The sequence below is a fragment of the Brevundimonas aveniformis DSM 17977 genome (assembly GCF_000428765.1).
GTDB classification, from domain to species: domain Bacteria; phylum Pseudomonadota; class Alphaproteobacteria; order Caulobacterales; family Caulobacteraceae; genus Brevundimonas; species Brevundimonas aveniformis.
This window is the reverse complement of record NZ_AUAO01000001.1, coordinates 683,016-697,481: the sequence shown is the minus strand read 5'-3', so window position 1 is coordinate 697,481 and position 14,466 is coordinate 683,016. Positions and strand designations below refer to the sequence as shown.

The window sequence follows — 14,466 nt, the reverse complement described above, 5'->3', positions numbered from 1 at the left end:
GAGGCCGGCGCGGGGACAATCCCTTGTCGCCGGGGCCTGCTTTGTGACAGGCTGATCCAGGGGGGCGGCTGCCGGGAGGCGCGGCCATGGTCAGAATCTTGGGTTGGCTGACAGGTCTTGTTGTCCTGTCAGCATCGCCGACCCAGGCCCAACCGACCCCGACCACCACCTATCAGGTTCAGCCTGTCGTGGATCACGGTGCCCTTGTCGGCGTCGATGTCACCCTGGCCTTCAGAGGGGATGCGGACGGACGCACCGAGGTCGACCTGCCGCGAAACTGGGCCGGGGCACAGCGACTGGATCAAGGCCTCGGGGATCTGAGGGTCGAGGGAGCGCGGCTTCGTCGCCGGGGGTCCGTTGTGAGCCTTCGGCATGCCCGGAATGCACCGATCCGGCTGACCTACCGCATCGGGTCGAGCGCCTTGAGCCATCGGACCGGGGCCCCGGCGCGGCCATATCTGCCTTCGATCCAGTCACAGGGCTTCACTCTGATCGGACGCACCGTCATGGCGCGGGTCCGTCACCGCCAGAGCGGATACGTGACCTTCGGTTGGGGCCCCACACCGACAGGCTGGCAGCTGTCTTCGGATCTCGACCCGGTCGTCGGATTGTCGATCTCATTTGACGACCTGGCCGACAGCGTCCTGGTCGGTGGGCGCGATCTGCGGATCGTCGAGCGCCAGGGCCCCAGCGGAACGGTCACGCTTGCCCTGCGGGGGGCCTGGCGCTTTTCGGATGCCGAGCTGGCGAACCTCTATCTTAGGGTGGTCGCGGCGTCCGAACGGTTCTGGGGAGAGCCCGCGGCGGGCTACTTCCTGGCGCTTTCTCCGCGTGAAGACCGCCTCCCGGAAACCAGCCAGGCCGGCTTGGGACTGGGCGACGGCCTGGCGATCTGGCTCCCACCGGATCAGTCGCTTGAGGATCTCGGGCACGTCCTTGTCCATGAACAGCAGCACGGTTGGCTGCCCGACCATTTTGGCGGCCTGACGCCGGGCTCCGGCGAAGTGCTGGATTTCTGGTTCTCGGAAGGGTTCACGGACTACTATGCGCTTCGTCTTGAACTCATCCTGGGTTTAATCGAGCCCGAGGCTTTCATCGCCAGCCTCGATCAGGCGCTGGAGCGTCAGGCCAACACGCCGTTCCGGGTAGAGAATTCGGCAATCGCGCGGGCCTTTTTCAGCGATCCGGCCATAGCCGGAATTCCCTACCATCGGGGGCTGTTGCTGGCCCTTATGCTGGATGATCGCCTCTGGGCCATGTCCGGGGACCGACTGGACGACCTGATGCTCAGCCTGCCGTCCGGTCAGGGCGCGGCACCGGACCGGCTGATTGCGGCCTACGGTCTGGCCACGGGGCTGGATCTACGTCCCGACCTGTTTGAACACATTGACCGGGGTGAACCTGTTAGATTTCCGCCCCAGCTCTTCGGCAACTGTGTGAGTGTGGTTGAAACCGCGCACCGCCAGCGTCTGGTTCCGGGACCGGGTCTTGAGAATACCGAACGCGCGGCCTGCGTCGCCCGGCTATCGGGATCCCTCGCATATAAAGATATCCTTATATGATGGTTGCCCCTGGAGGCTGGGGCCGCTATAGGCGCGGTTAAATTCCCCGGACAGTTCGCGCCCCAGGAGGCCTCGTCGTGACCGACTATATCGTCAAGGACATTTCGCTCGCCGATTTCGGCAACAAGGAAATCGCCATCGCCGAGACCGAAATGCCGGGGCTGATGGCGCTTCGGGCCGAATACGGCAAGGCCCAGCCCTTGAAGGGCGCGCGGATCGCCGGCTCGCTGCACATGACCATCCAGACGGCAGTGCTGATCCAGACGCTTGAAGCCCTCGGAGCCGAGGTGCGCTGGGCCTCGTGCAACATCTTTTCGACCCAGGATCATGCCGCCGCCGCGATCGCGGCCAATGGCACGCCGGTCTTCGCCATCAAGGGCGAGACGCTCTACGAGTACTGGGAGTACGCCCACAAGATTTTCGAATGGGCCGACGGCGGCTATCCGAACCTGATCCTCGATGACGGTGGCGACGCCACCCTGCTGTGCGTGCTGGGGCCGAAGGCGGAGAAGGATCCGACCGTGCTCGACAATCCGCAGAACGAGGAAGAAGAAGCCCTCTTTGCGGTGATGAAGCGTTACCTGGCCGAGAAGCCGGGCTTCTATTCGGCCATCCGCGACGCCATCAAGGGCGTGTCGGAGGAAACCACGACCGGCGTGCACCGCCTCTATCAGATGGCGGAACGCGGCGAGCTGCCGTTCCCGGCCATCAACGTCAATGACAGCGTCACCAAGTCGAAGTTCGACAATCTGTACGGTTGCCGCGAAAGCCTGGTGGACGCCATCCGTCGCGGCACTGACGTCATGCTGGCGGGCAAGGTTGCGGTCGTCATGGGTTATGGCGACGTCGGCAAGGGCTCAGCCGCCTCGCTTCGCAGCGGCGGTGCCCGCGTCATCGTCACCGAGATCGATCCGATCTGCGCCCTGCAGGCGGCCATGGAAGGCTATGACGTCAAGACCGTCGAGGATGTCGTCAAGGACGCCGACATCTTCGTCACGGCCACCGGCAACAAGGACGTCCTGACCGTCGACCATATGCGGGCGATGAAGAACAACGCCATCGTCTGCAATATCGGCCATTTTGATTCCGAGATTCAGATCGCCGGCCTGAAGAACTTCAAGTGGGACGAAATCAAGCCCCAGGTCCACCATGTGGAATTCCCCGGGGGCAACAAGATCATCGTTCTGTCCGAAGGTCGCCTGGTGAACCTCGGGAACGCGACCGGTCACCCGTCATTCGTGATGTCGGCATCGTTCACCAACCAGACGCTGGCCCAGATCGAACTGTGGGCCAATACCCAGACACCCAAGTATGAAACGGATGTCTATGTCCTGCCCAAGTACCTGGATGAAAAGGTTGCCGCCCTGCATCTGGATAAGTTGGGGGCCAAGCTGACGGTCCTGTCGGGCGAACAGGCCGCCTATATCGGCGTCAAGCCGCAGGGTCCGTTCAAGCCGGAGCACTACCGCTACTAGGCCACAAACCCGTGTGGCGGCCTTTAGCCGCCGCCTGACTGGCGCGCCACGCTGGCCTGCTGCTCGGCCCAGTAGGCCGCGCCTTCCCGTGGTTTGAACATGGTGCGAGGCGCGCCTTCGCGCGTGGCAACTGCAAAGGTGTTGGACGCCGCGTGGTAGTAGAGGGTGTCGCCATTGCGCCGACGAACGGTTTCGGTACCGGGCGGCGGATTGGCGATAAAGGCGTGAACAGCCTGGACATAGGCGTCCTGGCTCGAGGCCCCAAAATCCGCGCCGTTCCGCTCAAAACTGCGTTGAGCGCCCTCGTCCGCCGTGCGGTTGCGGGTCGTAGACCAGACCGGGCGACCGCGTTCAGCCTCCACCGCCGGGGCCGAAGCCTCCGTTGCGGTATCCTCAGCCGCGACGGTTGATCCGGTCGCATCGCCCAGATCCGCCAGGGCCTGGGTGTCTCCAGGGCGATCACGCGTCTCGACCGCCGAACCGCCGTTGCCGCATCCCCCCGTCAGGGCCAAAATGGCCACCGCTGCAAATGTCAGACTACGCATAAAAGCCTCCCGCTTCAGTTGCAGAACGACGCTATACCACAGCTATGTGTTCTTGCAATGTTCTCCCCGTCAGGCGTACTCGTCAAACCAGCCCGGAAGGACCTCAACGCCGGCGTGATCGGCCGCTAACATAGCGTCGTCGTGAGAGTTGAACGCCTGAGGCCACCGGTGCGTAGGTCCGCCCGGTCTTCGAACCTCAACCAAAAACGAAACGTGGCTGTCCGTCAGGAGGTTGACGCGTCTGACAATGCGCGCTGTCTCGGTCTGCAACCTAGCCTCCCGCTTTCTCGGGACGAAACGTGACTCCGTTAACCGTATGAGTCGAGTCGGATCAGGGAACCGGCTATTTCTGGGTCAGGCTTGGCGACCGTCTCTCGACCGAGCCTCGATCTGGGCCTAAGCCAGGACCGACCCGGGACCGACAAGGAGCGCCCATGACCGTCACCATTCGCCTGACCCGTCTGCCTCACGCCGAGGGCCTGCCGCTCCCTGCCTACGAGACACAAGGGTCAGCCGGGATGGATCTGCGGGCGGCCGTATCCGAAGAAGCCCCCGTGACCCTGCCCCCTGGTGGGCGGGCTCTGATCCCGACCGGCCTGACCATCGCCCTGCCCGATCATCACGAGGCCCAGGTTCGGCCCCGCTCCGGCCTGGCTCTGAAGTTTGGCGTCACCTGCCTGAACAGTCCCGGCACCATCGACGCCGACTATCGCGGTGAGGTTGGTGTCATTCTGGCCAATCTCGGGGCCGAGCCCTTTGTCATCCGCCGAGGGGATCGGATCGCTCAGATGGTCATCGCTCCGTTCCTGCAAGCTGGCTTCCAGCAGGTTGATCAGCTCGACGAAACCGAACGCGGGACCGGGGGCTTCGGGTCAACGGGAGCCTGATCGCCCAAACTGCGTTAAGATGGAGGCGACCAGAGGGGGTCGAAGTAGAGGGGTATTTGTCTCATGGACAGCATTGTCGGATTTTTCCAACAGCTCTGGGAGCTGGCTCAGGCCGGATTTTCGGGCGTCAATCAGGTCACCGGTATCCTGATTGCCCTGGTCGCCGTCCTGACCATGCACAATTGGCCCGACCTGTGGCGGACGGCCGCCGGCGCCGCCGTCATCCACGTCATCATCGGGGCCATTCTGCCGATGTTGAACGGAGGGCAGTTCGAGCTTCCCAATGTGGTCACCCTGACCTTCTGGATGACCCTGCTGGCGCTCTTTCTGGGCTATGCGATCGTCATCGCCCTGTTTTTCATGGTGAAATCCATTTTTGTCCGCAGGGGCGGACACTAGGGGAAGGGTCCAGGTTCTAGGGAATAGGGCGATTACGGATTCGGAGAGGGCGTGGCCTGGAATCTAATCCCCAGTACCCGTTCCCTGAACTAGGCCTGCCGGAAGCCGAGCACGTCCTGCATGCCGTAGAGGCCGGGTGAGCGGCCCCTGACCCAGAGGGCGGCCATGACGGCTCCGCGGGCGAACAGAGCCCGGTCACGGGCAGAATGGGCCAAGGTCAAGATTTCGTCCTGGGCGGCGAAGATGACCTGATGCTCGCCGACGATGCCGCCGGCACGGATAGCGGAGAAGCCGATTTCGCCGGTCGGGCGCTCTTCGCCGATACCGTCGCGCGGAGCCCCTCGAACATTCACCAGATCCTGACCGCGGCCATCCGCAGCCGCTTCGCCCAACATGAGGGCGGTGCCGGAGGGCGCGTCCTTTTTCATGCGGTGATGGGCCTCGATCACCTCGATGTCCCAGTCTGACGCCGGCAGACGGCGCGCCGCCTGGGCCACCAGGCCGATCAACATATTGACGCCGAGCGAAAAGTTGCCGGACTTGACGATGGCCACCTGGGCCGCAGCCTGTTCGATCTTGGCTTCCTGATCAGGCGTGAACCCCGTCGCGCCGATGACCAGGGCCGGGGCCCCGGCTTGGGCACAAACCCGGGCCAGCTCAACCGAAGCCGCCGGTTCGGTGAAGTCGATGACGACATCGCAGACCGACAGGTCGGGGTGATCCGTGCGGTCGAAGCGCGCAGCGACAACCACGTCATTGCGCTTGTCCAGCACCTCTGAAACGGCGCGCCCCATGCGCCCGCGCGCGCCGGCCAGACCGATGTGAACAAGCCCCGCCACTCGTCTGGTCCTAGGTATTCATCGACTGGAAGAAGTCGGCGTTGTTCTTGGACTGACGCAGCTTGTCGAGCAGGAACTCGATGGCGTCCTGCGGGCCCATCGGGTTGAGGATCCGGCGCAGCACATAGGTCTTGGTCAGCTGATCCTTCGGCGTGATCAGGTCTTCCTTGCGGGTGCCGGACTTCAGCACGTCGATGGCCGGGAAGATGCGCTTATCGGCAACCTTGCGGTCCAGCACGATTTCAGAGTTACCGGTGCCTTTGAACTCTTCGAAGATGACCTCGTCCATGCGGCTGCCGGTGTCGATCAGGGCGGTGGCGATGATGGTCAGCGAGCCGCCTTCCTCAATGTTGCGCGCCGCGCCGAAGAAACGCTTGGGGCGCTGCAGCGCATTGGCATCGACACCACCGGTCAACACCTTGCCCGAGGACGGGACGGTCGCATTGTAGGCGCGGCCCAGACGGGTGACCGAATCCAGCAGGATGACGACATCCTTCTTGTGCTCAACCAGGCGCTTGGCCTTTTCGATCACCATTTCGGCGACCGCGACGTGGCGGGTGGACGGCTCATCGAAGGTCGAGGCTACGACCTCGCCCTTCACCGTGCGCTGCATGTCGGTGACTTCTTCCGGGCGCTCGTCGATGAGCAGCACCATCAGGAACACTTCGGGGTGGTTGGCCTCGATCGACTTGGCGATGTTTTGCAGCATCACGGTCTTGCCGACGCGCGGCGGGGCGACAATCAAGCAGCGCTGCCCCTTGCCGAGCGGCGCGACGATGTCGATGACCCGGCCCGAGCGATCCTTCAGCGTCGGATCCTGGATTTCCATGTGCAGCCGCTCATCGGGATAGAGCGGCGTCAGATTGTCGAAATTGACCTTGTGGCGGACGTTCTCAGGGTCTTCGAAGTTGATCGAATCAACCTTGAGCAGGGCGAAATAGCGTTCGCCCTCTCGGGGGCCGCGCACGGTGCCTTCGACCGTATCGCCGGTGCGAAGGCCAAAGCGTTTGATCTGGGACGGCGAGACGTAGATGTCGTCCGGGCCCGAGAGATAGTTGGCGTCCGCTGAACGCAGGAAGCCGAAGCCGTCCTGGAGCACTTCGAGCACGCCGGCGGCCGAGATCTCGACCTCCTCGTCGGCCAGGGTCTTGAGGATGGCGAACAGCAGATCCTGCTTGCGCAGGTTGGAGGCGTTCTCGACCTCCAGGTCCTCGGCGAAGGCGACCAGCTCGGCGGCAGTCTTGTCCTTCAGCTCGGACAGGGCAATCCGCTGGGGCGCGGCGTGTCCGTCTTCCTCGCCATCAGCGACGGTATCGAGGTCGGATTCGATCAGAGAGTCTTCGGTCATGGGGTCTTGGACTTGTGTGGCGACCCGCGGAGCCCGACAGAGTCAGAATCCGGGTGTCGGCAGAAATTCTGGGGCCCATCAGGGCGTTCGTTTTCGGATTCGACCGCGCCGCAAATCAGGGCGATGCAGGTCTGAAGAAGGGTGGGAAAGCGCCGAACCGCCGAAGCAGGACCCGTCGCCTGTTCCTAGCGGAACCACACCGGGCCGCGTCCGTCAAGGTAAAGCCGCTATCCGAAGGTCCATTCGGTCGTCACAGACAGAACCATGACGATGGCCAGCAGGAACGGAACCTCGTTGGTCATGCGCCAGAAGCGACCTGTTCGAACTGAGGTGCCGGCGGCAATGCGCTTCTTCTCCACGGCCAGATAGTGATGCCAGCCGGTCAAGGCCAGAACACCGAGGAGCTTCGTCACCATCCAGGGTTCGTGAAAGACGCCCCAGCCGCGCAACACCGCTCCATCCAGCCAGATCAACCACGCCCCGAAAACCCACGCCGCGATCATGGCCGGGTTGAGAATGATCTTCAGCAGTCGGTGCTGCCAAGTCCTCAGGAGATCCCGCATCTCTGACCTGAGGGGTTCAGGCTTTTCGGCCTGTTCGGCGTCATAGGCGTAAAGGCGAGGCAGGAACAATAGGCCGGCCATCCAGGCGATAACCGCTAGAATATGCAGGCCACGAGCGAGGTCGTAGGCGGTCATGCGACTCTCCGACGGTTCTGACAGGGACAGGCGGAAAAATCGCCGCCGCAACCTGGACCGAAAGGCTGGATCGCCGCCCCGCGGCGGGCTGCGCGCACAGCATCCGCCAGGGCTCGAATAAAGCTCCGGTCTGTTCCAGGGGTCTGGGCCCGCAAGTACGGGCTGACGCCTAGCTGCTCAGCCAGATGGGCATATTCGATGTCCAGCTCAACCAGGGTTTCGATGTGTTCGGAGACAAAGGCGATGGGAACGACCAACACACCCACCTTGTCGGCGGCGGCCTGTTCGATCGCCTCTGGTGTGGACGGGCCCAGCCATTTCATCGGCCCGACCCGACTTTGGTAACAGATGGACCAGTCTGAGAGGCCTGCGGCCTGGGCCACAGCCGCACATCCGGCCTCGACCTGGACCTGATAGGGGTCACCGCGTCCGGTGATGACCTTCTCCGGCACGCCGTGCGCGGAAAAAAGAACGCGGACGGGTTGGTCACCGGCCTTGTTCAGTTCGGCGCGGATAGCCTTGGTCTGAGCCTCGATCCAGCCGGGGGCTTCGGGGTAGCAACAGACCGTATGGACCTGTCCGGGGCCCGCATAGGCCTCCGCCCAGGCCTCGAGGGATGAGGCGGTCGTCGTGGTTGAAAACTGCGGATAGAGCGGGAGGAGGATCACCTCATCGGGGGCGAAGTCGGCAACCTGACGCGCCGTCTCATCCGTGAGCGGTCGCCAGTACCGCATGGCCACAAAGACCCCGACCTCATCGGCGGAATCCGACAGGGCATCCTGGAGCGCCCCGGCCTGTTTGAACGTCCCGGGCAACAGCGGAGAGCCCCCCCCCATCAGGGCATAGTTGGCCTGAGCCGATTTTTCGCGACGATGGGCGATGAAGCGGGCCAGAGGCAAACGCAGGAAGGCCGGCAAACCGATAATCGCCGGGTCCGAGAACAGATTCTGGAGAAAAGGCCGTACATCGGCCGGACCATCAGGCCCCCCCAGATTGAACAGGACGACGGCCAGCCGGCTCATGCACCAATCCGGGCTAGGGCCTGCTCAACGTGGGCGATTGGCGTGTCCGGCAGAATTCCGTGGCCGAGATTGAAGATCCAGGGGCCATCCCCCCAGGCCGCGCGCAGTTCGTCGATGCGCCGGTCAAGGGGGGCGCCGCCGGTCCGAAGCAACATCGGATCAAGCGCGCCCTGAATGGTCTTGCGTTTCTGGACCGCCTGTCCAACCGCCAGAGGGCAGGCCGTATCCAGACCAACCGCCTGAACCGCGCAGCGCGCCGCATAGTCGCCGAGCAGAGCCGCCGAGCCACGGGGAAAGCCGATAAGAGGCACATCCACACCCAGTTCGCGCAACCGCGCGATCAGCATCTGATGTGGATTGACCACCAGCCGTTCGAACAGGTCATCCGGCAGACCCTCGGCCCAGCTTTCAAAGATCTGCAGGGCCTGGGCCCCGTTTTCCGCCTGCATCTTCAGATACCAGGCGCTGGCTTCAACAAGGACGCCCAACAGGGCATCGACCCCCTCTGGATCGGCATAGGCATAGGCCCTGGCGGCCGCTCGTTCTCCCTTGCCGATGGTGCGAGCCATCCCGTCGAGCATGTAGGTGGCAACGGTCCAAGGAGCGCCGCAAAACCCAATAAGGGCGCGGGACGGTTCCAGTTCAGCTCGGACGATGGACAGGGTTTCACCGACCGCCTTCAGGGCCTCTCCGGCCGACGGCGCGAGATCACGCATGGCGGAGAGATCTGGCAACACGCCCAGACGCGGGCCTTCTCCAGCCTCAAACCAGACCGCCTGACCCAGAGCCTTGGGAACAAGCAGGATATCGGCAAAAACGATGGAGGCATCGAACGGATAACGCCGCATCGGCTGCAGGGTCGCCTCAGCGGCCATTGTCGGGTTCAGGCAGAAGTCGACGAAATCGGGGGCCTTGGCCCGTAGCTCACGATACTCCGGCAGATGGCGTCCAGCTTGGCGCATGAACCAGACCGGTGGCCGTGCCAGCGTTTCACCCGCAAGGGCTCTTAGAAAATCCGGTTGATCCGTCATCAGGGCGTCCTAGGCCGTCCCCGCCCATGGCTCAATCCCTCTCAAGAAAAGAGGATTCAAAAGGAATTGAAGAAGGTCGTAGGCGGGCTGAATCGCGGGGGAAGATTCCAATGATCCCGCGGTGACGCGCGCAGGATTCACAGAGATGTCTGCCCGGCCAGCGACTTTTCCACCGGTCTGGGGACAGCGGGGAAGGTTAAGAAAGGGTTAAGGATTCCTTTCCAAATTCCTAACGACGAGTTCGGGATCGGCCTGGGTATGGTTTACGACGTCACTCAGTTTTCCACGTCTGGGGGAATCTGGAAGCCGCCGTCAGGACAGGGCTGGGGACATCCGGCATATTTCTCCACGGCTATCCCAGGTGCGCTGGTCGCCAAGGCGCGCTAGGGTTCTTTTGTCTTGTCGTCACCCCCAGCCGAGGGCCGTTTGTCCACAGACCTCCCACCGCGAACCGCGAACGCTCCCCGGCGGATCTCGACCTATTTCCACGTTCACCTTGTCTCGGATTCGACCGGCGAAACCTTGAACGCCATGGCCAAGGCGGTCGTGGCGCGTTTCGAAGGCGTGATCCCGATCGAGCACATCTATGCGCTGGTGCGGTCCCCCAAACAGCTTGAGCGCGTGCTGGAAGAGATCGAAGCGGCTCCGGGCATCGTTCTACATACGCTGGTCGACCCGGAGCTGAGGGCGATGCTTGAGAAGGGTTGCCGGATTCTGGGGGCCCCTCAACTCGGAGCTCTGGACCCGCTGGTGACGGCGTTGTCCGGTTATCTGGGGGCGTCCCTGTCGAGCCGGGTCGGGGCCCAGCATGCGCTGGATTCGGACTATTTTGAACGCATGGGGGCTCTGGATTTTGCTATCCACCACGATGACGGCCAGGGTCTGGCCGAGCTCGAACGCGCAGATGTTGTTCTGGTCGGGGTCAGCCGGACCTCCAAGACGCCGACCTGCGTGTATCTGGCACACCGCGGCATTCGGGCGGCGAATGTGCCGCTGGTGCCGACCCAGGAACCGCCCGAGCTTCTATCCCGTCTCAAGAATCCATTGGTTGTCGGTCTGGTGGTGTCTCCGGACCGATTGGTGTCGATCCGACGAAACCGACTCCAGCATCTGGGAGTGGACCCGAACACGGACTATGTCGATACCGACCTGGTGCGCGAAGAAACCATCCGTGCACGTCGCCTGTTCGAACGGTTGGGATGGCCGGTGATAGATGTGTCACGCCGATCGGTTGAAGAAACCGCTGCCCAGGTGATCAACCTGGTCAATGAACGCCGATCTGGCCGGTTGGGGGCTTCGCAATGAACCTGATCCTGGCTAGCCGGAGCTCCGCCCGGCAAACGCTACTGGAGGCGGCGGGTGTGACCGTAACCCTTGATCCCGCTGACCTGGATGAGGGGGCCTTCACGGGCCAACTGATTAGCGAAGGGGCCGATGCCCGGGCCGTGGCTCAAGCCTTGGCGGGCGAGAAGGCCATGCGTGTTTCCAGCCGACACCCGGGCACCCTGGTGATCGGAGCCGATCAGACGCTGGAACAGGACGGCACCCTGTACAGCAAGGCCGCCAGCCTGGACGAGGCGAGAGCCCGGTTGCAGCTGTTCTCGGGGTCCATCCACCGGCTGCATTCGGGCGTGGCCTTGGCCCAAGGCGGGCATCTGCTCTGGAGCACCGTGGATACGGCGGTGATGTCCGTTCGTCGCCTATCGTCGGGCTTCATTGATGGATACCTCGACCGCAATCAGACCGCTGCCCTTTCGGCGGTCGGTGGCTACTGGCTGGAAGGCGAGGGGGCGCAGCTGTTCGACCGGGTGGAGGGGGACTATTTCACCGTTCTGGGACTACCCCTGTTGCCGCTTCTGGCAGAATTGCGCGCCCGCAGCGTGTTGGCCTCGTGACCCTCAGCCGCGATGGCGTGGCGGCCGTCATTGGCCGGCCGATCCACCATTCTCTCAGTCCGGTGATCCACGGAGCCTGGCTTGAGGCGGCAGGTCTGAATAATCAGTACATCGCCCTGGCTCCAGAAACGCCGCAGGCGGTCGGGGCGCTGCTGGATTCCGATACACTGCTCGGCTGCAATGTCACCGCACCCTACAAGGAAGTCGTCTTCGACTGGGCGCGGACACGGGGCGTTGTCATTGGACCGGAGGCGGCGGTGACCCGATCGGTCAATCTGGTCCGGCTTGGGGATCGCCCTCGCGCCGAAAGTACCGACGGCACCGGCCTGCTGGCCGCCATCCGGGGGCAGGCGCCTCATCTGGATCTCGCGGCGGCGACGGTCGTGGTCCTCGGGGCGGGGGGAGCGGGTCGCGCCGCGGTTCAGGCGATGACGTCGGGGGGGGCTACGGATATCCGGGTGGTCAACCGGACCCGGGACCGGGCCCTTGTGCTTGCCGAGGAGCAGGGAGCGGGCGTGGCCGGCTTTGGCCTGGACGAGGTTGAGGTCGCCCTGACGGGCAGTCATCTGTTGATCAATGCCGCATCGTCTCTGGAAACATTGGACCTGGCAGGCATGTCAGCGGGGGGCGCTGTCATGGATATGACCTACAGGCCGCTCGAAACCCCGCTTCTGGCCAGGGCCCGAGCCCGTGGCCTGACCCCGATCGATGGACTGGCTATGTTGATCGGTCAGGCTCGGCCAAGTTTCGAGGTTCTGTTCGGGCTGCCGGCCCCAGAGATCGATGTCCGCCGCCTGTGCCTCGAAGCCCTGGAGGCGCAGGGATGATCATCATTGGCCTGACCGGCTCGATCGGCATGGGAAAATCGACAACACTTCGCCTGTTTGAGGACGAGGGATGTTCCGTCTGGGACGCCGATGCAGCGGTGCATCGCCTGTATGCGCCAGGCGGTCGGGCCGTTGCCCGGGTTGAGGTCCTGTTTCCGGGAACCACATCTCTGAAAGGCGGCGTCGACCGATCTCTGCTGGCGGATCGTCTTCGCGCCGATCCGTCAGGGTTTCCGACCCTGGAGGCTGTCGTGCATCCGCTGGTGCGCGAAGATCGTCAGGCCTTTCTGGCAACGGCTCAGAAAGCCGGTTCAACTTTTGCGGTGGTTGATGTGCCGCTCCTGTTTGAAACCGGCGCGGAGACGGAGGTGGACGTTGTGGTCGTCGCCTCGGCACCCGCGGACGTTCAGCGCCGGCGGGTTCTGGACCGGCCAGGCATGACGGTGGCGCGTTTCGAACAGATCCTCGCTCGGCAGATGCCGGATGCGGACAAGCGGTCCCAGGCGGACTTCGTCGTCGATACCGGGCGTTCGATAGCCGTCGCGCGCGATCAGGTACGGGTCATTCTTGAAACCTTGTCCACACCGGGTTGGTTGCCGAAGCGCTCATCGGGCCTTCACAGGCGCTCCGAACGCAGCGAGTAAGAGCCATGCGTGAAATTGTCCTGGATACCGAAACGACCGGCTTCAACGCTCGGGGCGGCGACCGGATGGTCGAAATCGGCTGTATCGAGCTGGAAAATCTTACGCCGACCGGCCGCACGTTTCACAAGCTGATCAACCCCGAGCGGGTCATCGGGCCCGAGGTCGTCCGGGTTCATGGCATTACCAATGAAAAGGTACGGGACGCGCCTCGCTTTGCCGAGATTGCTGATGAGCTGCTGGCCTTTGTCGGCGATGCGCCTGTCGTTGCGCACAATGCCGGATTTGACCGGAGCTTCGTGAATTTTGAACTGGAGACGGCCGGCCGCGCCGTGATTGATGACGCTCAGTGGGTCGATACGTTGCAGTTGGCGCAGAAACGCTTTCCGGGGATGTCGAACTCGCTCGATGCCCTGTGCAAGCGGTTCAAGGTTTCTCTAACCGAACGGACCCTGCACGGGGCCTTGATCGACGCCCGGTTGCTGGCGTCAGTCTATCTGGAGCTGAGAGGGGGGCGCGAGCGGGTTCTGGACCTTTCGGCCCCGGCGTCCGGTCAGGTCCGCGAGACGGTTGGCCAATCGACCTACGGTGAACGGCCCAGACCCCTCGGCCCGGCTTCAACCGAGGACGAGCGCGCCCGTCACGCCGCCTTTCTCAGGGCGACGCTATCGGACCTCAGCTTGTGGACGCGGCTGGAGCCGGGCCTGGCCGACTAGGCTTCGCCGGCGGGAGTCGTCTGATCCAGCTGGGCGGCCTGGGCCTTGCGGGCATTGTAGATGCCGGCGAAATCCAGCGGATCGAGCTGGAACGGCGGATAGAAGCCACCGTCTGCCGAGGCGCGCGAAATGATCTCACGCGCGAACGGGAACAGATAGCGCGGGCATTCGATCAGCAGGAACGGCTCCATATCGGCTTCGGCCACGCCGGCGATCTGGAATACGCCGCCATAGACCAGTTCGATCTGGAACATCGGCTGGTTCTCGACCGTGGCCCCAACGGACAGCTTGAGCTCAACCTCGTAGAGGTCGTCACGACGACCGCGGGCGTTCATCTCGACGGCCATGTCGATTGCCGGCTTACCGTCGATCCTTAGGGAATCCGGCGCGCGCGGGTTCTCGAACGACAGGTCGCGAACATACTGGACCAGGACGCGCATCTGCGGACCCATCGGGGTGCCCTGCGGCGGGCCTTCGGGCGTAGCGCCGGTGTCAGCGGGCGGTTGATCGGTCATGGCGAGCCTCTGGCAGAAGGGAAACTAAGGCGGCGGCGCCTATCATGTGCGGGCGGTGCGCGCAAT

Annotated in this window: 16 protein-coding genes; 9 read left to right on the top strand and 7 right to left on the bottom strand. The window is 63.5% G+C overall.

Features of this window, described 5'->3' with window-relative positions; genetic code table 11:
* Nucleotides 1-86: 86 nt before the first annotated feature.
* Together G391_RS0103655 and ahcY are read left to right on the top strand one after the other, a co-directional pair.
* Nucleotides 87-1,562, top strand: coding sequence for a M61 metallopeptidase family protein (locus G391_RS0103655; protein WP_029086317.1), 1,476 nt, complete (start codon nt 87-89; stop codon nt 1,560-1,562).
* Between the two features lie 77 nt (nt 1,563-1,639).
* On the top strand, nt 1,640-3,037 hold the full coding sequence (ahcY, locus tag G391_RS0103650) for an adenosylhomocysteinase (protein WP_029086316.1): 1,398 nt from the start codon (nt 1,640-1,642) through the stop codon (nt 3,035-3,037).
* A gap of 23 nt (nt 3,038-3,060) precedes the next feature.
* On the opposite strand, the gene G391_RS0103645 is transcribed toward ahcY, so the two are convergent.
* Nucleotides 3,061-3,582, bottom strand: coding sequence for a hypothetical protein (locus G391_RS0103645; RefSeq protein ID WP_035303527.1), 522 nt, complete (start codon nt 3,580-3,582; stop codon nt 3,061-3,063).
* 434 nt (nt 3,583-4,016) lie between these two features.
* Between G391_RS0103645 and dut the strand changes: the two genes are divergently transcribed.
* Together dut and G391_RS0103630 are read left to right on the top strand one after the other, a co-directional pair.
* A complete protein-coding gene (gene dut / locus G391_RS0103635; RefSeq protein ID WP_029086313.1) occupies nt 4,017-4,469 on the top strand; it encodes a dUTP diphosphatase in 453 nt (150 codons plus the stop codon).
* Between the two features lie 63 nt (nt 4,470-4,532).
* A complete protein-coding gene (locus G391_RS0103630) occupies nt 4,533-4,868 on the top strand; it encodes a hypothetical protein (protein WP_029086312.1) in 336 nt (111 codons plus the stop codon).
* Between the two features lie 89 nt (nt 4,869-4,957).
* Here G391_RS0103630 and dapB read toward each other — a convergent pair whose 3' ends face one another.
* The 5 genes from dapB to hemE all read right to left on the bottom strand — a co-directional run bounded on the left by dapB (nt 4,958) and on the right by hemE (nt 9,806).
* Entirely contained in the window at nt 4,958-5,707 is a 750-nt protein-coding gene (gene dapB / locus G391_RS0103625; RefSeq protein ID WP_029086311.1) for a 4-hydroxy-tetrahydrodipicolinate reductase, read from the bottom strand.
* A gap of 10 nt (nt 5,708-5,717) precedes the next feature.
* On the bottom strand, nt 5,718-7,055 hold the full coding sequence (gene rho, locus G391_RS0103620) for a transcription termination factor Rho (protein ID WP_035303525.1): 1,338 nt from the start codon (nt 7,053-7,055) through the stop codon (nt 5,718-5,720).
* A gap of 227 nt (nt 7,056-7,282) precedes the next feature.
* The gene (locus tag G391_RS0103615) at nt 7,283-7,753 is read right to left on the bottom strand and encodes a CopD family protein (protein WP_029086309.1); all 471 of its coding nucleotides are present in this window, start codon (nt 7,751-7,753) and stop codon (nt 7,283-7,285) included.
* A complete protein-coding gene (hemH, locus tag G391_RS0103610; RefSeq protein ID WP_029086308.1) occupies nt 7,750-8,775 on the bottom strand; it encodes a ferrochelatase in 1,026 nt (341 codons plus the stop codon). The genes G391_RS0103615 and hemH overlap by 4 nt, the downstream gene beginning before the upstream one ends.
* Nucleotides 8,772-9,806 (bottom strand): uroporphyrinogen decarboxylase, encoded by a 1,035-nt coding sequence (gene hemE / locus G391_RS0103605; protein WP_029086307.1) that lies wholly within the window; start codon nt 9,804-9,806, stop codon nt 8,772-8,774. The genes hemH and hemE overlap by 4 nt, the downstream gene beginning before the upstream one ends.
* A 426-nt stretch (nt 9,807-10,232) precedes the next feature.
* Between hemE and G391_RS0103600 the strand changes: the two genes are divergently transcribed.
* From G391_RS0103600 to dnaQ, 5 genes are read left to right on the top strand one after another with little or no spacing between them, the layout of a single operon-like run.
* Complete coding sequence (locus G391_RS0103600) at nt 10,233-11,111, top strand: pyruvate, water dikinase regulatory protein (RefSeq protein ID WP_035303523.1); 879 nt, start codon at nt 10,233-10,235, stop codon at nt 11,109-11,111.
* Nucleotides 11,108-11,701 carry a Maf family protein gene (locus tag G391_RS0103595; protein ID WP_029086305.1) on the top strand — a complete coding sequence of 198 codons (594 nt, stop codon included), beginning with the start codon at nt 11,108-11,110 and terminating at the stop codon, nt 11,699-11,701. Before G391_RS0103600 ends, G391_RS0103595 begins: the two co-directional genes overlap by 4 nt.
* Nucleotides 11,698-12,528 carry a shikimate dehydrogenase family protein gene (locus tag G391_RS0103590; protein WP_029086304.1) on the top strand — a complete coding sequence of 277 codons (831 nt, stop codon included), beginning with the start codon at nt 11,698-11,700 and terminating at the stop codon, nt 12,526-12,528. Before G391_RS0103595 ends, G391_RS0103590 begins: the two co-directional genes overlap by 4 nt.
* Nucleotides 12,525-13,172 carry a dephospho-CoA kinase gene (gene coaE, locus G391_RS0103585; protein ID WP_029086303.1) on the top strand — a complete coding sequence of 216 codons (648 nt, stop codon included), beginning with the start codon at nt 12,525-12,527 and terminating at the stop codon, nt 13,170-13,172. The genes G391_RS0103590 and coaE overlap by 4 nt, the downstream gene beginning before the upstream one ends.
* Nucleotides 13,173-13,177: 5 nt before the next feature.
* Entirely contained in the window at nt 13,178-13,885 is a 708-nt protein-coding gene (gene dnaQ, locus G391_RS0103580; protein WP_029086302.1) for a DNA polymerase III subunit epsilon, read from the top strand.
* Here the strand turns inward: dnaQ and secB are convergent.
* Entirely contained in the window at nt 13,882-14,400 is a 519-nt protein-coding gene (secB, locus tag G391_RS0103575; protein WP_029086301.1) for a protein-export chaperone SecB, read from the bottom strand. The genes dnaQ and secB overlap by 4 nt on opposite strands.
* Nucleotides 14,401-14,466 lie beyond the last annotated feature (66 nt).